The organism is Caballeronia sp. HLA56 (assembly GCF_054655155.1).
In genome coordinates this window covers 849,522-868,676 of sequence record NZ_BAAHOB010000005.1, presented here as the reverse complement: position 1 = coordinate 868,676, position 19,155 = coordinate 849,522, and the positions used below count along the sequence as shown (strand labels likewise).

The window sequence follows — 19,155 nt, the reverse complement described above, 5'->3', positions numbered from 1 at the left end:
CTGTTGCGCGCGCGGATGCGGCGGGCACGAGCTAATGAACGACACTACCTTACCGCAGGAAAATCGTTCGACCGCGAGCGCCAGCGATCGATCCGACATCATAGAAACCGATTTACCGGGACGGCTCGATCGTCTGCCCTGGGGACGATTTCATACGTTGATCGTATTCGCGCTCGGCATCACGTGGCTGCTCGACGGGCTCGAAGTCACGCTCGCGGGCGCGGTGGCGAGCGCATTGAAGTCGAGCCCGGCGCTGCACTTCAACAACACGGATGTCGGCATTGCCGGCAGCGCGTACATTGCAGGCGCGGTGGTCGGCGCGCTTGGCTTCGGCTGGCTCACCGACCGGCTCGGACGACGCAAGCTCTTCTTCATCACGCTCTTTCTCTACGTGGCCGCGACCGCCGCAACCGCGTTCTCATGGGATCTCGCAAGTTTCGTGCTGTTCCGCTTTCTGACGGGCGCGGGCATCGGCGGTGAATACACGGCCATCAATTCCACGATCCAGGAATTCACGCCCGCGCGTTTGCGCGGCTGGACCGATCTCGCCATTAACGGCACGTTCTGGATTGGCGCGGGCATTGGCGCGGCCGGTTCGCTCGTTTTGCTCGATCCGGGCCTGATGCCGCCCGATTGGGGCTGGCGCGGGTGCTTTCTGATCGGCGCAGCGCTCGGTCTCACCATTCTCTTCATGCGGATGTGGGTGCCGGAAAGTCCGCGCTGGCTCATCACGCATAACCGCGTCGATGAAGCGAAGCAGATTGTCGAGGACATCGAAGCGCATTTTCGCAACCACGGCGTCGAAATACCGAACACGCCGATCAAGCCGCTGCGCCTAAAGATGCGCGAGCACACGCCACTTTCGGAAGTCGCGCACACGCTGTTTCATGTGCATCGGAGCCGCTCGCTGGTCGGCCTCATGTTGATGACCGCGCAGGCGTTCTTCTACAACGCTATCTTTTTCACTTACGCGCTCGTGCTGACGGACTTCTATCACGTGCCGGGCGATCACATCGGCTGGTACGTGCTGCCGTTCGCAGCGGGCAATTTTCTCGGCCCCGTTCTGCTCGGCAAGCTATTCGACGTGCTTGGCCGACGCCGGATGATCGCCTTCACTTACGCGATCTCGGGCGTGCTGCTCACGATCAGCGGATGGATGTTCATGCACGGAATGCTTTCCGTGACCACGCAGACCATAGCCTGGATGGTAATTTTCTTCTTCGCGTCGGCGGCGGCGAGTTCGGCCTATCTGACGGTCAGCGAGACGTTTCCGCTGGAGATTCGCGCGCTTGCCATCGCCGTGTTTTATGCGTTCGGTACGGCGCTCGGCGGGATCATCGGGCCGGCGCTGTTCGGGCAACTCATCGATACGCATCAGCGTGGCGCGGTGTTCGTCGGCTATCTGATCGGCTCGGCGCTGATGATCGCGGCCGCCGTCGTGGCCGGCATCTGGGGCGTGGCGGCGGAGCGCAAGTCTCTGGAAGATGTTGCGCGGCCGCTGTCATCGGCGGATGAGGGGTGATGTCGTACACATCCGCAGTCAAGCGCACCCGCGCCGCGTAAGCCTGGCTTCACTCGAAACCCTTTCCCCACGCGCCTTCGAACGAGGTCTCGCCCAGCGCCTTGCGTGCTCGCGGCGCGGCCTCGCGTTCGCGAAGCGCGTCGTCGAGAAGATTCGCGTCGCCGTGATGACCGACTGCGACCATCGCGATGATCTCCACCTCCGGCGGAATCTCGAACGCCGCGCGGAACGCGTCGCGATCGAAGCCGCCCATCTGATGCGTCGCGAGTCCGAGCGCGTGCGCCTGGAGCACGAGCGCCATCGCGGCCGCGCCGGTGTCGTAGAGCGCGGTGCGGCTGACATCGCCCTTCGGCGTGAGCGTCGACGCAGTCACGCAGACCAGCACGGGCACGCGAACATTCCATGTCCGATTGGACGGCGCGAGCGTTTCGAACGCGCGCTGGAACGCGGCTTCGTCGCGATGCCGATCGAACGCGATGAAACGCCAAGGCTGCAAATTGCTCGATGAAGGCGCCCAGCGCGCCGCTTCGAGCAGGCTATGCAGATGCTCGCGGCTCAGCGGCGCGTCGGAGAACGCGCGCGGGCTCCAGCGGCCCGCGAGTAGTTCGTGGATATCGACTTCGGTTGCGGCGGGTTTGGCGGTCATCATTGAAATCCTTCGGCGATTGGAAGAAGCGAGGCCTGCCCATCACGATAACGGTTTGCAGCAGTCAACCGCACAACGCTACCACTTCAATACAGCACCGTTGCCTCGCGCCGCCCTCAAAAGGGCAAACGGCGCGCATCGGCCCAATGCGCGCCGTTCAGGTATCGAACGACAAGGATAAGTCACGGACTCACACGTCCGCAAAAGCGCTCAAGTGGCGGCGACGCCCATCGACCGCCCCGCGCGATTGATCCGCAGCACCGTAACGGCTGCGACGAGGCAAAGACCGCCGGAGATCATCGTCGCCACGGTGTAGCTGCCGAGGCTCGACCGCAGCATGCCGCCACCCAGCGCCGCGAACGCCGCGCCCAGCTGGTGCCCCGCCACGATCCAGCCGAAGACGATCGGCGCCGACTCCTTGCCGTAGACATCGGTGGCGAGGCGCACCGTCGGCGGCACGGTCGCGATCCAGTCGAGCCCGTAAAACACCGCGAAAAGCGGCAAGCCGAAGAAGTCGATGCCAAACGCATACGGCAGATAGATCAACGACAACCCGCGCAGGCCGTAGTACCAAAACAGCAGCAGGCGCGCGTTGAAGCGATCCGAAAGCCATCCGGAAAGCGTCGTGCCGAACAAATCGAAAATGCCCATCGCCGCGAGCAAGGTCGCGCCTTGCACCTGCGTCATGCCGTAGTCGGAGCACATCGCGATCAGATGCGTGCCGACATAACCGTTCGTGCTCGCGCCGCAGACGAAAAAGCTGAAGAACAACAGCCAAAAATCGCGCGTCTTGCTCGCCATGCCGAGCGTGCCGAATGCGACCTTGATCGGATTTTTCGGTGGCGGAATGACGGCGGGCGGCGCGTCCGGGCTCTCGCCGACGGGTCGCAGCGCGACATCCGACGGACGCTCCGGCAGAAGCCACGCGACGAGCGGCACGACGACTGCGGTTGCTATGGCCACGACGAAAACCACCGGCCGCCAGCCGTGATGCTCCGACAACGCCGCGAGAAACGGCAGAAACACGAGCTGCCCGGTCGCCGAACTGGCGGTGAGAATGCCCATTGCAAGCCCGCGATGCGTCGTGAACCAGCGATTCACCACCGTCGCCGAAAGCGTGAGCGCCGCCACGCCCGTCGAGCCGCCGACCATCACGCCCCAGATCACGATCATCTGCCAGGGCGCGGTCATCATCGAGGAGAGGCCGACGCCCGCGGCCAAGGTCGTAAGCGCGGCGAGCAAGGTCGGACGCACGCCGAAGCGCTGCATGGCGGCAGCGGCGAACGGTCCGGTCAGGCCGTAAAGCGCAAGGTTGATCGAGATGGCGAGCGAAATGGTTCCGCGCGACCAGCCGAACTGTTTTTCGAGCGGCAACATCATCACGCTCGGCGTCGCGCGCGTGCCGGCCGCCGCCAGCAACACCAGGAAAACGACGCCCACTGCGATCCAGCCATAATGCACGCGGCCGCCAAGCCGTCTCGCTACCCAAGTCATCGCTGCTCCGTTCCGTGAATTTCGTGTTTTACGCGCCGTGACGTTACCGACCTGTCACATCAGAGTTGCGAGCTTAGTTACCGATCGGTAACATGTCAAGACCCAAGCAATATTCAAGGATGCGACTGTGACACGAACTCCCGCCGACCAGCCGAAAACCCCTGCTCGCCGCAGTGTGCGAACCGACGGCGTGCAGGCTCGGGAACAATTGCTCGATGCCGCGCAGGAACTGTTTTATCGCGAAGGCATCCGCGCGATTGGCGTCGATGCCGTCGTCGAACGCGCGGGCGTCAACAAGATGAGCCTGTACCGGCGCTTCGCTTCGAAAGACGAACTCGTCACCGCGTATCTGCAGCGCATGGACGAAAGATTCCGCAAGCGCTTCGAGGCAAGCGTCGAGAAGCATCCGGGCGCGCCGGCCGAGCAACTCGTTCAATCGCTCGAGGATCTCGTCGGGCGCGCGTCGGTGCCGGATTACCGCGGCTGTCCGTTTCTCAACATCGCGTGCGAATTCGGCGATCCAGCGCATCCCGCGCGGCAATCCGTCGAGCGCAACAAGCACTATCTGATCACGCGGCTCACCGAGATTTCGGCCGCTGCGGGCGCCGCCGATCCCGTCGAACTGGCAGAATCGCTGGCGTTGCTCGTCGATGGCGTCTACGCGACGAGCCAGACTTACGGTCCCGGTTCGGGGCCGATGCGCGCGGCGCCTCGTATTGCGCGCACGTTGATCGACGCGGCCTGCAGACCGCTTATTCAGGATGCACCATGAACGACCGTAGCACCCGCGAAGAAGAAGTGATCGCGGCCACGCGCCACTGGCTCACCCGCGCTGTCATCGGCTTGAACCTGTGTCCTTTTGCCAAGAGCGTGCATGTGAAGGGACAGATTCGCTATGTCGTGAGCGACGCGCGCGGCGTGGAAGATGTCGTCGCGGAACTCGCGGACGAACTGCGCCATTTGCGCGAAAGCGATGCAAAAGACATCGACACGACGCTTTTCATCACGCCGCACGCCTTTGCGCACTTCACCGATTACAACGACGCGCTGTTCTTCGCCGACCGCTTGTTGAACGACATGGGCCTTGCCGGAGAACTGCAGATCGCGAGCTTTCATCCGCAATATCGATTCGAAGGCAGCGAGCCCGACGACATCGAGAACTATACGAATCGGGCGCCGTATCCCATCTTTCATTTGCTGCGCGAAGCGAGCATCGACCGCGCAGTGGATGCCTTTCCCGACGCCGCCGAAATCTACGAACGCAACATGGAAACGCTGCGTCGCCTCGGTCACGAAGGTTTCGCGGCGTGGATGAAAAGCGACTGATCAGTGCGCGAAGAAGCGCTCGCGCAACTCGTCCAGCCCGAGCGTTTCGAGCACATCCGACAGCCGTTGCGCGGGCCGGGCGCGCGGCAAGTCCTTGAACTGAGCGATGATGAGCTCGTTTTTCATCGAATGTTCCCAGCCTACAAGTTCCGTCACGCTGACCTGATATCCGTGCGATTCGAGCTGCAGGCAGCGCAGTACATTCGTAATCTGGCTGCCGAATTCGCGCGTATGCAGCGGATGCCGCCACATCTCCGTCAGCACGTTCTTCGACAGCGCATGCCCCTTGTTCTTGCGCAGCACTGACGCGACTTCCGCCTGACAACACGGCACCACGACGATGTACTTCGCGTTCTTCTGCAGAGCGAACTGGATGGCGTCGTCCGTCGCGGTATTGCAGGCGTGCAGCGCGGTCACGATATCGATGGAATCCGGCAGCAGATTCGATTCAATCGATTCGGCCACCGACAGATTCAGAAACGACATTCCCTCGAAATCCAGCCGCTTCGCCAATTCCTCCGATTTTTGAACAAGATCCTCACGCGTCTCAATACCGTAGATGTGTGACCGATCGCGCAGAGTCTTGAAGAACAGATCGTAGAGAATAAACCCAAGGTAAGACTTCCCCGCGCCATGGTCGACAAGCGACACCGAACCCTGGCGTTCGTGAACGTCGGCAAGCAGCGGTTCGATGAACTGATAGAGGTGATAGACCTGTTTCAGTTTGCGGCGGCTGTCCTGATTCATCTTGCCGTCGCGCGTGAGGATATGAAGTTCCTTCAGCAGTTCGATCGACTGACCTGGACGGATTTCGTGCTTTGTAGTGGGGTCGGGGGTGCCCGGAGCCGACGCGGAGGACTTCTTGGCCATCGTGAAAGTGACGTGGAAATTAAAAAACGAGGCTAGTTTGCGCCGAATGTGCGCTAACCGCTGGTTCTGCCGACTCGAAAGGAGAAGTTTACCCAAAAGCGCGAAGACGCTCTTGTTCCGCCCAAGTCGACCGGCGATGCAAGACGGCTAGAAAACGCTTGGAACACTTCGTGCATTGTCCGGTATGCGGATCTGGCCGGGACGATGCGCAGCGTGGGGAGGAAGCCCGGCGCGCCAATGCAGCAAGGAAGAGCAACAAGCAGGTAGCAAAGCCACGCCTCGACAACGCAGTACGCGTCGTCACCCGCGAGCGGCTTTCGTTACGTAACACCTAACACTCAGCGCGGCGATTGCGACTCGCCGGCGCCATGAACATGGAGAGGACGGCGATGGACGCGATCCCCGACAAGAAAGCAGAAAAGCAGTTTCAGGAGATGCTCGCGGCGCTGACCACGATGCCCGCCTGGAGCGAGAAGCAACAACTCGAACTTGAAATGGCTCGAGAGATTTCGGTGGAGATGCTGCGTCTCGCCGAATCGATGCGCGACGGCTCCACGGATATCGAATCGTGTCTGACCATGCTGAAGTACGCCAAGGTGATGGACTTCGTCCTGACCACGCTCGCCTCGCGCCGCGAGATCGCGCCGCAGACACTGCGCGTGATCTTCAAGCTGGCTGGCCTGAAGGTCGATGAAGCGTATCCCGGCTAACGCGGGCTAACTTTCGAGAGAACCGGTTCGTCTTTGAAGGCGCGCCGGTTTCAGCCTTTGCGCCGTGTCATCAGACGCTCGGCCGACTTGCGCATGTGCCGCTGCATCGCGGCTTGAGCCTGCACCGCGTCCCGCGCTTCGAGCGCCTCGAGAATCTCGAGATGTTCGCCGAGCGCGGCCGCCCAGGTTTCCTCCCCCTCGAAATGTCCGCGTAACGTGGATGACAGCGGACTATGCCGTTCGTCATAGAGACTGCCCACTGTCCTGACCAGCACGTCGTTGCCCGACATCTGCGCGATCGCAACGTGAAACGCGCGGTCGGCGCTCATTGGCACTTGTCCCGCTTCGACTTCGCGCGCCATGGTCTCGTAGACGGCGCGTAGCGTCTTCAATGCCTTTGGCTTGGCAAACGGCGCGACATTCGCGGCAATTGCGCCTTCGATCACGCTGCGCGCATTCATGATCTCGATCGGGCTCTCGCCCAGTTCCGCCTCGGTGGCGGGCGGCTTCGCCACGGGCGTCGCGCAGATATAGACGCCCGAGCCCATGCGAATCTCGACTCGCCCTTCCAGTTCCAGCGCAACCAGCGCCTCGCGCACCGAAGGCCGCGACACGCCCAACGTCTGCGCGAGTTCGCGTTCGGAGGGTAACCGGCCGTTCGGCGCAAAGTCCTGCTGTTCGATCAGAGCGCGCAGCTTATCGGCGATCTGAAGGTAGAGGCGACGCGTTTCGACTGGTTTGACACTCACGTGCACACTCCTGCATGTCTCGGGGAAAACGTGGATTGTAATCAGCGGAAGGGTTGACGCACCGTACGAAGCGCGTTCGACCATTTTCAAACGCTTACAAGTGGCTTGACCAATTCCAATTCGAGCCACTAGTATGCATTTCGGTAAGGCCAGATGGGCCATATTTTTTACGGCTGTCTGGAACCGTTCCCAACGACAAATCCCCCATGTACTTCGCCGTCGCATCGAGCGATGGCGCGATAGCCGCCCGACATGACCAATCCGATTCTCCAGTTCGGCACGAGCCGTTTTCTGCAAGCGCACGTCGACTTCTTCGTGGCCGAAGCCGCGCGGCGCGATCCTGCGAAAGCGCTCGGCAAGATCACCGTCGTGCAGACCACGTCGAGTCCTGACAGCCGCGCGCGCGTCGATGCGCTGCGCGCCACGGGCCGCTATCCGGTACGCATTCGCGGACGCGAGCGCGACGCGACCGTCGACACCACCATCGAATGCGATTCGATCACCGAAGCGCTGCACGCAAACGACGACTGGCCGCTGTTGCTAGAACGCATGGAACGCGACGTCAAGGTGATCGTCTCGAACACGGCCGACACGGGTTACGCCCTTTTCGACGAAGACACGGCCGACCTGCTCGATGGCGCGCGTACGCCGCGCGGATTCGCGGCCAAGCTCGCCGTGCTGCTGCACGCACGCTTCAAGGCGAGCGCGGCGCCGATCACGCTGTTGCCGTGCGAACTCGTCTCGCGTAACGGCGACACCTTGCGCGACCTCGTGCTCGACTTGGCTCGCAAATGGAATGCGGACGACGCGTTCATCGCTTACTTGTCGAACGATTGCGTCTGGGTGAATTCGCTCGTGGACCGCATCGTGTCGGAGCCGATCCTGCCGGTCGGCGCGATTGCCGAGCCTTACGCGTTGTGGGCAATCGAGCGGCAAGCGGGCATGACCTTGCCGTGCGAACACGAAGACATCGTCGTCACCGACGACCTCGCGCACTACGAGCGCCTGAAACTGCTGCTGCTCAACCTCGGCCACACGATGCTCGCGGAAATCTGGCGCACGCGCGGCGGCGCGCCCGACATGACCGTGCTCGACGCGATGCGCGATTCCGCGTACCGCGAGCCGCTCGAAGCCACCTGGCGCGACGAAGTGCTGCCGGTGTTTGTCGCGCTCGGCAAGGGCGACGTGGCAAGCGACTATCTCGCGAGCGTGCGCGACCGCTTCGAGAACCCGTTTCTCGTGCACAAGCTCGCGGATATCGCGCGCAATCACGACGAGAAGAAAGTGCGGCGTTTTCAACCTGTGATCGATTTCGCCGCCGAACTCGAACTCGATATCGAACAAAGGCGCCTGCGCGATGCATTGAACGCGCATTGAGATCCGCCAAAGAACGCGGACTCCCGTCACACCGTTTTTGAATCACGGCTCACCGCGTCGGCATGGCGGTTCGGGCCGGCAGAAATGAAATGCCATCATCCCGAGGAGACAAACGATGCGCAAAATGCGTTGGGTAGTGATATTTCTGGCCTTTCTGGCCATCGCGATCAATTACATCGATCGCGCGAATCTGGCCGTGGCTGCACCGCAGATTGAGAAGGCGCTCGGCATTGGGCCGGCGGAAATGGGCTTCATCCTGAGCGGCTTCTTCTGGACCTACGCGCTCATGCAGATGCCTTTCGGCTGGTTCGTTGACCGCGTGGGCGCGCGAATCGCACTGCCGCTTGCGGTGGGCTGGTGGTCGGTGTTCACGGCGCTCACCGCCACCGCGACGAGCGTCGCGGGCATGTTCGGCTGCCGGCTGATGCTGGGCGTCGGCGAAGCGGGCGCGTATCCGTCGTGCGCGAAGCTCGTCGCGCAGTGGTTCAAGCCGCAGCAGCGCGCGTTTGCCACCAGCATCTTCGATAGCGGCTCGCGTGTCGGTTCCGCGCTGTCGATTCCCGTCGTTGCGCTCATCATCAGCTCGGTGGGCTGGGAAGCGTCGTTCGTCATCACTGGCGCACTCGGCGCGGTGTGGATCTTGGGCTGGTTCCTCATTTACCGTAATAAGTCGCTCGGCGACCTCACCGGTCCCGTGGATGTCCCGCCGCAACCGGTCGCGCCGAAGAACAAGGTCTCGTGGGGCTCGCTCTTCAAGTACCGCACGCTGTGGGGCATGATGCTCGGCTTCTTCTGCCTGAACTTCGTGATCTATTTCTTCATCACCTGGTTCCCGAGCTATCTCGTGCAGACGCATGGCTTCTCGCTCAAGTCGCTCGGCACGCTCGGCATGATTCCGGCGCTGATGTCCATCCCGGGCGGCTGGCTCGGCGGCGTCGTGTCCGACTCGCTCTTCAAGCGCGGCTGGAGCCTCACGGCGGCGCGCAAGACCTGCATGGTCGGCGGCATGCTGCTGTCGTCGGTCATCACGCTCTCGGCGTTCACCACGAACATTTATCTGATGCTCGGCTTTTTCGGCGTTGCGTACGGCAGCCTCGCGTTCGCCGCGGCCAGCATCTGGTCGCTGCCGGGCGATGTTGCACCGACGCCGGGACACGTTGCGTCCATCGGTGGCATTCAGAATTTCGCGTCGAACCTGGCGGGTATCGTCATCACGACGTTCACGGGCGTCATGGTCGAAATGACGAAAGGCTCTTTCACCATTCCGCTGTGTGTTGCAGGCGGCTTCTGCTTTCTCGGCGCGTTCAGCTATCTTGTAATTGTCGGCAAGATCGAACCGCTCAACCGCGCCGAAACGGAAGCCCTCGCCGACAAGCGCGCTCCCTCCACGATCTAAGAAAACATCATGTCCACCACATCCACCGACCATGCGGTCATCCGGCTGCATCCCAAAGACGATGTCGTCATCGCGACACGTCAGTTGCTCTCCGGCGCGCGCATCGCGTCGGAGGATCTCGTCGTCATGGGCCTGATTCCGCCGGGCCACAAGATCGCGACGCGCGCCATCGCCGCGGGCGAGCCCGTCAAGCGCTACAACCAGATCATCGGCGTGGCGAAGGACGCCATCGCACGCGGCCAGCATGTCCATACGCAGAATCTGTCGATGGCCGAGTTCGCGCGCGAGCACGAGTTCGGCATCGACAAGCATCCGACGCCTTTCGTCGATGAACCCGCGACGTTCATGGGCATTCGCCGCGATGACGGCCGCGTGGCGACGCGCAATTTCGTCGGCGTGCTGACGAGCGTCAATTGCTCGGCGACCGTCGCGCGCGCGATTGCTGATCACTTTCGGCGCGACGTTCATCCGGAAGCGCTGGCGGACTACCCGAACGTCGATGGCGTGATTGCGCTCACACATGGCTTGGGATGCGGCATCGACATGCAGGGCGATGGCCTTGCCATCTTGCGTCGCACGCTGGCGGGATACGCGGTGCATCCGAATTTCTATTCGGTGCTCTTCGTCGGCCTGGGATGCGAGACCAATCAGATTTCCGGCGTGCTCGAAGCAAGCGGACTGAAAGACGGCGAGCGTCTGCGCAGCTTTACGATTCAGGACAGCGGCGGGACGAGAAAGACGATCGAGCACGGCATCGCATTGGTCAAGGAGATGCTCACGGAAGCGAATCGCGTCAAGCGCGAGCCGGTGCCGGCGTCGCATCTGATCGTCGGTTTGCAATGCGGCGGGTCGGATGGCTACTCGGGCATTTCGGCGAATCCGGCGCTCGGCGCGGCTGTCGATAAACTCGTCGCGCATGGCGGCACGGCGATTCTCTCCGAGACACCGGAGGTTTATGGCGCGGAACATTTGCTGACGCGGCGCGCGGTCAGCCGTGAAGTCGGCGAGAAACTGCTGACGCGTATCAAGTGGTGGGAGGACTATTGCGCGCGCAACGGTGCGGCGATGGACAACAATCCATCGGCGGGCAACAAGGTCGGCGGGCTGACCACGATTCTCGAAAAGTCGCTTGGCGCGGTGGCCAAGGGCGGCACGACCAATCTCGTCGAGGTTTATGAGTACGCGCAGCGCGTCGACGCCAAGGGCTTCGTGTTCATGGATTCACCCGGCTACGATCCGATGTCTGCAACGGGTCAGGTTGCTTCGGGCGCGAATCTCATCTGCTTCACGACCGGACGTGGTTCGGCTTACGGCTGCGCGCCTTCGCCATCGCTCAAGCTCGCGACGAACACCGCGCTCTGGGAGCGGCAAGAAGAGGATATGGATATCAACTGCGGCGGCGTGATCGATGGAACGGCGAGCATCGGGCAACTCGGCGACCAGATTTTTCAGATGATGCTCGACTGCGCGTCGGGCGTGGCATCGAAGAGCGAACTGCACGGGTATGGGCAGAGTGAGTTCGTGCCCTGGCAGGTGGGCGTGGTTACTTGAGGTTCTTTGGATGCGGATGAAAGGGCGCAACGGTGACGATGCGCTCTTTTTCGTTTTAGAGGCAATGGGCGGTGGTTATGTCTCTTCGACGTTTGCATGGACAGCGAATGAGTCGCGACGTTACCGGACGGCCGCCTCATGTTCCGCCATCATCCTCAACGCGACGGCCTCCGCGACTTCGATTCCGTCGATCGCCGCTGAATAGATCCCGCCCGCATAACCCGCGCCCTCGCCCGCCGGATACAAACCTTCGACATTGACGCTTTGGTAATCGTCATTATTTCGGCGCACCCGCAGCGGCGACGACGTGCGCGTCTCGACGCCAGTGAGAACGGCGTCGTGCATCGCGAAGCCGGGGATCTTCTTATCGAGCTCAGGCAGTGCTTCTCGGATGGCTTCGATCACATAATCGGGCAACGCTGTGCTGAGATCGGTCGGCTTGACGCCTGGCTTGTACGAAGGCACGACCGATCCAAGCGATGTCGATGCGCGCCTCGCGATGAAGTCGCCCACAAGCTGTGCAGGCGCGCTGTAATCGCCGCCGCCCAGTTCGAACGCACGCTCTTCCCACATGCGCTGGAAGGCGATGCCCGCGAGTGGACCGCCCGGATAATCTTCCGGCGTGATGCCGACGACGATGCCCGCGTTCGCATTACGTTCCGCGCGCGAGTACTGGCTCATGCCATTGGTCACGACTCGGCCGGGCTCCGACGTCGCCGCGACAACCGTTCCGCCAGGACACATGCAAAAGCTGTAGACAGCGCGGCCGTTGCTGCAATGGTGGACGACTTTATAGTCCGCGGCGCCAAGCCGTTCGTGACCGGCGAATTTGCCGAAACGGCTCCGATCGATAATGCCCTGCGGATGCTCGATACGAAACCCGAGCGAAAACGGCTTCGCCTCCATGAAAACGCCGCGATCGTGCAACATCTGGAAGGTATCGCGCGCGCTATGTCCGACGGCCAGCACAACGTGATCGCAGCGCAGCGTTTCGCCGCTCGACAGGCGTAGACCGCGCACTTTGCCATCGTCGATCTCGATATCCTCGACGCGCTGCTCGAATCGTACTTCGCCGCCGAGTTGATGAATATTCGCGCGCATCTTTTCGACCATGCTGACCAGTCGAAACGTGCCGATATGCGGCCGGCTCAAATACAGGATGTCTTCAGGCGCGCCCGCTTTGACGAACTCGTCGAGGACTTTACGGCCGTAGTGCTTCGGATCCTTGATTTGACTGTAGAGCTTACCATCGGAGAAGGTGCCAGCGCCGCCTTCACCGAACTGCACATTGGATTCCGGGTTAAGCTCGTTTCGGCGCCACAGACCCCAAGTGTCTTTCGTCCGCTCGCGCACGGCTTTTCCGCGCTCGAGGATGATCGGGCGAAAACCCATTTGCGCGAGAATCAGCCCGGCAAACAGCCCACACGGCCCCATGCCGATAACGACGGGGCGAAGCTGGCTCGATGCTTCAGGCGCCTTGGCCACGAAGTGGTAAGCCATATCCGGCGTAATGCCGACATGCGGATGCGGCCGGGCCTTTAGTCGCGCGAGCACCGACGCTTCATCTGCCAACTCCACATCGATGATGTACGTAAGCTTGATGTCGGCGCGCTTGCGCGCATCGTGCGCGCGGCGAAAGACATGGAAGCGCACGAGTTCGCTTGACGTCACGCCGATTTCTCCAAGGCGTGCGATGACCGCAGGCTCGATGGCCGAATCGGGATGATCGAGCGGAAGCTTGATTTCGCTTAAACGTAGCATGGGAACTCGAATGGCAATCGGCTGCGCAATGTTTTGCTGATTTTATCGCGCGATCAAGGCATGCACGGCTGATCGAATCTGGCGTATCAGCCAAACGCCGCAGAAACGCAAAAACCCCACCTGTTTGGGGGTGGGGTTTTTGTTGCTGCATGAGGAGCCTGACGATTACCTACTTTCACACGGGAGATCCGCACTATCATCGGCGTGGAGTCGTTTCACGGTCCTGTTCGGGATGGGAAGGGGTGGTACCAACTCGCTGTGGTCATCAGGCATGACTTGTTGTCGTGCGCCGGGTGGGCACACAACCAATCCGGGAAGAAGCAGTAAATGTTGGGTGGCGATTGTCGCACACGCATAACTCGCCAGTGGTTCAAACACACTGGTTATAGGATCAAGCCTTACGGGCAATTAGTATCAGTCAGCTCAATGCATTACTGCACTTACACACCTGACCTATCAACGTCCTGGTCTGGAACGACCCTTCAAGGGGCTCGAAGCCCCGGGGATATCTCATCTTAAGGCGAGTTTCCCGCTTAGATGCTTTCAGCGGTTATCTCTTCCGAACATAGCTACCCGGCGATGCCACTGGCGTGACAACCGGTACACCAGAGGTTCGTCCACTCCGGTCCTCTCGTACTAGGAGCAGCCCCCTTCAAATATCCAACGCCCACGGCAGATAGGGACCAAACTGTCTCACGACGTTTTAAACCCAGCTCACGTACCTCTTTAAATGGCGAACAGCCATACCCTTGGGACCGGCTACAGCCCCAGGATGAGATGAGCCGACATCGAGGTGCCAAACACCGCCGTCGATATGAACTCTTGGGCGGTATCAGCCTGTTATCCCCAGAGTACCTTTTATCCGTTGAGCGATGGCCCTTCCATACAGAACCACCGGATCACTATGACCTGCTTTCGCACCTGCTCGACTTGTCGGTCTCGCAGTTAAGCACGCTTATGCCATTGCACTATCAGCACGATTTCCGACCGTACCTAGCGTACCTTCGTACTCCTCCGTTACACTTTGGGAGGAGACCGCCCCAGTCAAACTGCCTACCATGCACTGTCCCCGATCCAGATCATGGACCAAGGTTAGAACCTCAAACAAACCAGGGTGGTATTTCAAGGACGGCTCCACCGAAACTAGCGTTCCGGTTTCATAGCCTCCCACCTATCCTACACAGATCGGTTCAAAGTCCAATGCAAAGCTACAGTAAAGGTTCATGGGGTCTTTCCGTCTAGCCGCGGGGAGATTGCATCATCACAAACACTTCAACTTCGCTGAGTCTCGGGAGGAGACAGTGTGGCCATCGTTACGCCATTCGTGCAGGTCGGAACTTACCCGACAAGGAATTTCGCTACCTTAGGACCGTTATAGTTACGGCCGCCGTTTACCGGGACTTCAATCAAGAGCTTGCACCCCATCATTTAATCTTCCGGCACCGGGCAGGCGTCACACCCTATACGTCCACTTTCGTGTTTGCAGAGTGCTGTGTTTTTATTAAACAGTCGCAGCCACCAGTTTATTGCAACCTCTTCACCCTCCTGGCGCAGGCCAGTCAAGCTACAGAGGCGTACCTTATCCCGAAGTTACGGTACCAATTTGCCGAGTTCCTTCTCCCGAGTTCTCTCAAGCGCCTTAGAATACTCATCTCGCCCACCTGTGTCGGTTTGCGGTACGGTCACTATTAGACTGAAGCTTAGAGGCTTTTCTTGGAACCACTTCCAATTGCTTCGCTTCCGAGGAAGCTCGCGCCACACCCTTGAATTATGTGCCCGGATTTGCCTGAGCACCTTCTCCAATGCAGCGACCGGGACGTCCAACACCCGGACAACCTTCCGCGATCCGTCCCCCCATCGCATCTAACAATGGTGCAGGAATATTGACCTGCTTCCCATCAGCTACGCATTTCTGCCTCGCCTTAGGGGCCGACTCACCCTACGCCGATGAACGTTGCGTAGGAAACCTTGGGCTTACGGCGAGGGGGCTTTTCACCCCCTTTATCGCTACTCATGTCAGCATTCGCACTTCCGATACCTCCAGCACGCTTTTCAACGCACCTTCGCAGGCTTACGGAACGCTCTCCTACCATGCATATAAATATGCATCCGCAGCTTCGGTGACTGGCTTGAGCCCCGTTACATCTTCCGCGCAGGACGACTCGATCAGTGAGCTATTACGCTTTCTTTAAAGGGTGGCTGCTTCTAAGCCAACCTCCTGACTGTTTTTGCCTTCCCACTTCGTTTCCCACTTAGCCAATCTTTGGGACCTTAGCTGGCGGTCTGGGTTGTTTCCCTCTTGACACCGGACGTTAGCACCCGATGTCTGTCTCCCGTGATTGCACTCTTCGGTATTCGGAGTTTGCTATGGCGTAGTAATCCGCAATGGACCCCACAACCATGACAGTGCTCTACCCCCGAAGGTGATACACGAGGCACTACCTAAATAGTTTTCGGAGAGAACCAGCTATTTCCAAGTTTGTTTAGCCTTTCACCCCTATCCACAGCTCATCCCCTAACTTTTCAACGTTAGTGGGTTCGGTCCTCCAGTACGTGTTACCGCACCTTCAACCTGGCCATGGATAGATCACTTGGTTTCGGGTCTACGCCCAGCAACTGATCGCCCTATTCGGACTCGCTTTCGCTACGCCTGCCTTAATCAGTTAAGCTCGCTACTGAACGTAAGTCGCTGACCCATTATACAAAAGGTACGCCGTCACCCCTTGCGAGGCTCCGACTGTTTGTATGCATGCGGTTTCAGGATCTATTTCACTCCCCTCCCGGGGTTCTTTTCGCCTTTCCCTCACGGTACTGGTTCACTATCGGTCGATCACGAGTATTTAGCCTTGGAGGATGGTCCCCCCATCTTCAGACAGGATTTCACGTGTCCCGCCCTACTTGTCGTACCCCTAGTTCTTCCACGCTGTTTTCGCTTACAGGGCTATCACCTGCTATGGCCGCACTTTCCAGAGCGTTCAGCTAACAACACAGATAAAGAGTACAGGCTGATCCCATTTCGCTCGCCACTACTCTGGGAATCTCGGTTGATTTCTTTTCCTGCGGTTACTTAGATGTTTCAGTTCACCGCGTTCGCTTCACTAAGCCTATGGATTCAGCTTAGGATGACCCATTCGGGCCGGGTTTCCCCATTCGGATATCGGTGGATCAAAGCTCGTTTGCCAGCTCCCCACCGCTTTTCGCAGGCTACCGCGTCCTTCATCGCCTGTGATCGCCAAGGCATCCACCACATGCACTTGTTCGCTTGACCCTATAACGAGTGTGTCTGCCAGCATTGCTGCCTTTAAGCCCACCGTCATAGGTTGAGTATTCGCGTTGTGCCGTATTCCAAAGCAATCTTTCGATCACCTTTTCATACTTGATACAATCACAACCCTGATTACCCTACTCACACCCATCTCTAAGTGCTTTCGAATAATCTCTTTACTACTTCTTCCAGATTGTTAAAGAACGACAGCCGATAGCATGATCAAATTCGATCACCTACCCGCGCTGACTGGCTCAATCGCCAATGCGCAACGTTGAACCCCGCGTTCAGCGCTGTGCATTGAGGATTGGTGGAGGATGACGGGATCGAACCGACGACCCCCTGCTTGCAAAGCAGGTGCTCTCCCAGCTGAGCTAATCCCCCCGTGTGTGCCTGACTCAGTCTGCTCGCTTGGTCGTTTCAAGCACCGCTTGCCCGGGTGGTGGGTCTGGTTGGATTCGAACCAACGACCCCCGCCTTATCAAGACGGTGCTCTAACCGACTGAGCTACAGACCCTTAGCCTGTCTTTCTGACAGCCGATAAGCGTGAACACTTGAGTGGGCGAGCGTTTAAGCTCGAGAAAGGAGGTGATCCAGCCGCACCTTCCGATACGGCTACCTTGTTACGACTTCACCCCAGTCATGAATCCTACCGTGGTGACCGTCCTCCTTGCGGTTAGACTAGCCACTTCTGGTAAAACCCACTCCCATGGTGTGACGGGCGGTGTGTACAAGACCCGGGAACGTATTCACCGCGGCATGCTGATCCGCGATTACTAGCGATTCCAGCTTCACGCAGTCGAGTTGCAGACTGCGATCCGGACTACGATCGGTTTTCTGGGATTGGCTCCACCTCGCGGCTTGGCAACCCTCTGTTCCGACCATTGTATGACGTGTGAAGCCCTACCCATAAGGGCCATGAGGACTTGACGTCATCCCCACCTTCCTCCGGTTTGTCACCGGCAGTCTCCCTAGAGTGCTCTTGCGTAGCAACTAAGGACAAGGGTTGCGCTCGTTGCGGGACTTAACCCAACATCTCACGACACGAGCTGACGACAGCCATGCAGCACCTGTGCGACGATTCTCTTTCGAGCACCCCAGGCTCTCACCCGGGTTTCGTCCATGTCAAGGGTAGGTAAGGTTTTTCGCGTTGCATCGAATTAATCCACATCATCCACCGCTTGTGCGGGTCCCCGTCAATTCCTTTGAGTTTTAATCTTGCGACCGTACTCCCCAGGCGGTCAACTTCACGCGTTAGCTACGTTACTAAGGAAATGAATCCCCAACAACTAGTTGACATCGTTTAGGGCGTGGACTACCAGGGTATCTAATCCTGTTTGCTCCCCACGCTTTCGTGCATGAGCGTCAGTATTGGCCCAGGGGGCTGCCTTCGCCATCGGTATTCCTCCACATCTCTACGCATTTCACTGCTACACGTGGAATTCTACCCCCCTCTGCCATACTCTAGCCTGCCAGTCACCAATGCAGTTCCCAGGTTAAGCCCGGGGATTTCACATCGGTCTTAACAGACCGCCTGCGCACGCTTTACGCCCAGTAATTCCGATTAACGCTCGCACCCTACGTATTACCGCGGCTGCTGGCACGTAGTTAGCCGGTGCTTATTCTTCCGGTACCGTCATCCCCACCCGGTATTAACAGGCAGGTTTTCTTTCCGGACAAAAGTGCTTTACAACCCGAAGGCCTTCTTCACACACGCGGCATTGCTGGATCAGGGTTGCCCCCATTGTCCAAAATTCCCCACTGCTGCCTCCCGTAGGAGTCTGGGCCGTGTCTCAGTCCCAGTGTGGCTGGTCGTCCTCTCAGACCAGCTACAGATCGTCGCCTTGGTAGGCCTTTACCCCACCAACTAGCTAATCTGCCATCGGCCGCCCCTATAGCGCGAGGTCCCGAAGGATCCCCCGCTTTCTTCCGTAGATCGTATGCGGTATTAATCCGGCTTTCGCCGGGCTATCCCCCACTACAGGACACGTTCCGATGTATTACTCACCCGTTCGCCACTCGCCACCAGGGTTGCCCCCGTGCTGCCGTTCGACTTGCATGTGTAAGGCATGCCGCCAGCGTTCAATCTGAGCCAGGATCAAACTCTTCAGTTCAATGCCTGTTACTGTTTTCGGTTGTTTTACCAACCGGTCGCTCACTCAACGTACTGACGATGATCAATCCGTCTTTCGACAGATAAACCTTCCTCTAATACTGTGTGAGACTTGATAACTTTCGCTAAACGTCCCAACCCCAAAAGGTCAGAACCGCTCGCGCCATCAAGTGCCCACACTTATCGGCTGTTAGTTTTTAAAGAGCACATTCGCCAAGACTTCCCGCCAAGCGCACCAAGCATTTTGCTCAGCACCGCTTCGTCTTGCGTCGCTGCATCTGCAGCAGAGAAACGAGATTATGTACGTCGTTTCAGTTACTGTCAACAAGAATTTGAAGCTTTTCTTATTGACTTGCCTTTCAGCTTCTTCAGACC

12 protein-coding genes, 2 tRNA genes and 3 rRNA genes are annotated in these 19,155 nt (G+C 59.3%); 7 read left to right on the top strand and 10 right to left on the bottom strand.

The window, feature by feature from the left end; translation table 11 throughout:
* The first annotated feature begins 34 nt into the window (after positions 1-34).
* On the top strand, positions 35-1,522 hold the full coding sequence (locus ACYQ47_RS23635) for an MFS transporter (RefSeq protein ID WP_459907186.1): 1,488 nt from the start codon (positions 35-37) through the stop codon (positions 1,520-1,522).
* 49 nt (positions 1,523-1,571) lie between these two features.
* On the opposite strand, the gene ACYQ47_RS23630 is transcribed toward ACYQ47_RS23635, so the two are convergent.
* The gene (locus tag ACYQ47_RS23630; RefSeq protein ID WP_459909283.1) at positions 1,572-2,168 is read right to left on the bottom strand and encodes a nitroreductase family protein; all 597 of its coding nucleotides are present in this window, start codon (positions 2,166-2,168) and stop codon (positions 1,572-1,574) included.
* 210 nt (positions 2,169-2,378) lie between these two features.
* Complete coding sequence (locus tag ACYQ47_RS23625; RefSeq protein ID WP_459907184.1) at positions 2,379-3,662, bottom strand: MFS transporter; 1,284 nt, start codon at positions 3,660-3,662, stop codon at positions 2,379-2,381.
* A gap of 127 nt (positions 3,663-3,789) precedes the next feature.
* Here ACYQ47_RS23625 and ACYQ47_RS23620 point away from each other — a divergent pair, with 127 nt between their 5' ends.
* Both ACYQ47_RS23620 and ACYQ47_RS23615 read left to right on the top strand, forming a co-directional pair.
* Positions 3,790-4,434 carry a TetR/AcrR family transcriptional regulator gene (locus ACYQ47_RS23620; protein ID WP_459907182.1) on the top strand — a complete coding sequence of 215 codons (645 nt, stop codon included), beginning with the start codon at positions 3,790-3,792 and terminating at the stop codon, positions 4,432-4,434.
* Positions 4,431-4,988, top strand: a complete 558-nt coding sequence (locus ACYQ47_RS23615; RefSeq protein ID WP_459907180.1) for a DUF1415 domain-containing protein — start codon at positions 4,431-4,433, stop codon at positions 4,986-4,988. The genes ACYQ47_RS23620 and ACYQ47_RS23615 overlap by 4 nt, the downstream gene beginning before the upstream one ends.
* Here ACYQ47_RS23615 and ACYQ47_RS23610 read toward each other — a convergent pair whose 3' ends face one another.
* Entirely contained in the window at positions 4,989-5,858 is an 870-nt protein-coding gene (locus ACYQ47_RS23610) for a class I SAM-dependent methyltransferase (protein ID WP_309844526.1), read from the bottom strand.
* 389 nt (positions 5,859-6,247) lie between these two features.
* On the opposite strand from ACYQ47_RS23610, the gene ACYQ47_RS23605 reads away from it, so the two are divergent.
* Positions 6,248-6,568, top strand: a complete 321-nt coding sequence (locus ACYQ47_RS23605; RefSeq protein ID WP_244826352.1) for a DNA-binding protein — start codon at positions 6,248-6,250, stop codon at positions 6,566-6,568.
* 50 nt (positions 6,569-6,618) lie between these two features.
* Here the strand turns inward: ACYQ47_RS23605 and ACYQ47_RS23600 are convergent, their stop codons facing one another.
* Complete coding sequence (locus ACYQ47_RS23600) at positions 6,619-7,317, bottom strand: FadR/GntR family transcriptional regulator (protein WP_250465782.1); 699 nt, start codon at positions 7,315-7,317, stop codon at positions 6,619-6,621.
* Between the two features lie 252 nt (positions 7,318-7,569).
* Here ACYQ47_RS23600 and ACYQ47_RS23595 point away from each other — a divergent pair, with 252 nt between their 5' ends.
* The 3 genes from ACYQ47_RS23595 to ACYQ47_RS23585 all read left to right on the top strand — a co-directional run bounded on the left by ACYQ47_RS23595 (position 7,570) and on the right by ACYQ47_RS23585 (position 11,641).
* Complete coding sequence (locus ACYQ47_RS23595) at positions 7,570-8,694, top strand: mannitol dehydrogenase family protein (RefSeq protein ID WP_459907177.1); 1,125 nt, start codon at positions 7,570-7,572, stop codon at positions 8,692-8,694.
* Between the two features lie 115 nt (positions 8,695-8,809).
* Entirely contained in the window at positions 8,810-10,090 is a 1,281-nt protein-coding gene (locus ACYQ47_RS23590; protein WP_244826354.1) for an MFS transporter, read from the top strand.
* A gap of 9 nt (positions 10,091-10,099) precedes the next feature.
* Complete coding sequence (locus ACYQ47_RS23585) at positions 10,100-11,641, top strand: UxaA family hydrolase (protein WP_244826355.1); 1,542 nt, start codon at positions 10,100-10,102, stop codon at positions 11,639-11,641.
* 120 nt (positions 11,642-11,761) lie between these two features.
* Here ACYQ47_RS23585 and ACYQ47_RS23580 read toward each other — a convergent pair whose 3' ends face one another.
* The 6 genes from ACYQ47_RS23580 to ACYQ47_RS23555 all read right to left on the bottom strand — a co-directional run bounded on the left by ACYQ47_RS23580 (position 11,762) and on the right by ACYQ47_RS23555 (position 18,781).
* Positions 11,762-13,402, bottom strand: coding sequence for an NAD(P)/FAD-dependent oxidoreductase (locus ACYQ47_RS23580; protein ID WP_459907174.1), 1,641 nt, complete (start codon positions 13,400-13,402; stop codon positions 11,762-11,764).
* A 156-nt stretch (positions 13,403-13,558) separates the two neighbouring features.
* A 5S ribosomal RNA gene (rrf, locus tag ACYQ47_RS23575) occupies positions 13,559-13,672 on the bottom strand.
* A gap of 117 nt (positions 13,673-13,789) precedes the next feature.
* A 23S ribosomal RNA gene (locus ACYQ47_RS23570) occupies positions 13,790-16,670 on the bottom strand.
* 305 nt (positions 16,671-16,975) lie between these two features.
* Positions 16,976-17,051, bottom strand: a tRNA-Ala gene (locus ACYQ47_RS23565).
* 56 nt (positions 17,052-17,107) lie between these two features.
* Positions 17,108-17,184: transfer RNA gene (locus ACYQ47_RS23560), tRNA-Ile, on the bottom strand.
* Between the two features lie 64 nt (positions 17,185-17,248).
* Positions 17,249-18,781, bottom strand: a 16S ribosomal RNA gene (locus ACYQ47_RS23555).
* Together the 16S, 23S and 5S rRNA genes with 2 tRNA genes alongside form the textbook arrangement of a ribosomal RNA operon.
* Positions 18,782-19,155: the final 374 nt, after the last annotated feature.

What these genes read in the sequence shown, in the direction of transcription:
- ACYQ47_RS23635 (WP_459907186.1), top strand. Translation starts at nt 35, where the DNA reads ATGAACGACACTACCTTACCGCAGGAAAATCGTTCGACCGCGAGCGCC.
- ACYQ47_RS23630 (WP_459909283.1), bottom strand. Translation starts at nt 2,168, where the DNA reads ATGACCGCCAAACCCGCCGCAACCGAAGTCGATATCCACGAACTACTC.
- ACYQ47_RS23625 (WP_459907184.1), bottom strand. Translation starts at nt 3,662, where the DNA reads ATGACTTGGGTAGCGAGACGGCTTGGCGGCCGCGTGCATTATGGCTGG.
- ACYQ47_RS23615 (WP_459907180.1), top strand. Translation starts at nt 4,431, where the DNA reads ATGAACGACCGTAGCACCCGCGAAGAAGAAGTGATCGCGGCCACGCGC.
- ACYQ47_RS23610 (WP_309844526.1), bottom strand. Translation starts at nt 5,858, where the DNA reads ATGGCCAAGAAGTCCTCCGCGTCGGCTCCGGGCACCCCCGACCCCACT.
- ACYQ47_RS23605 (WP_244826352.1), top strand. Translation starts at nt 6,248, where the DNA reads ATGGACGCGATCCCCGACAAGAAAGCAGAAAAGCAGTTTCAGGAGATG.
- ACYQ47_RS23595 (WP_459907177.1), top strand. Translation starts at nt 7,570, where the DNA reads ATGACCAATCCGATTCTCCAGTTCGGCACGAGCCGTTTTCTGCAAGCG.
- ACYQ47_RS23590 (WP_244826354.1), top strand. Translation starts at nt 8,810, where the DNA reads ATGCGCAAAATGCGTTGGGTAGTGATATTTCTGGCCTTTCTGGCCATC.
- ACYQ47_RS23585 (WP_244826355.1), top strand. Translation starts at nt 10,100, where the DNA reads ATGTCCACCACATCCACCGACCATGCGGTCATCCGGCTGCATCCCAAA.
- ACYQ47_RS23580 (WP_459907174.1), bottom strand. Translation starts at nt 13,402, where the DNA reads ATGCTACGTTTAAGCGAAATCAAGCTTCCGCTCGATCATCCCGATTCG.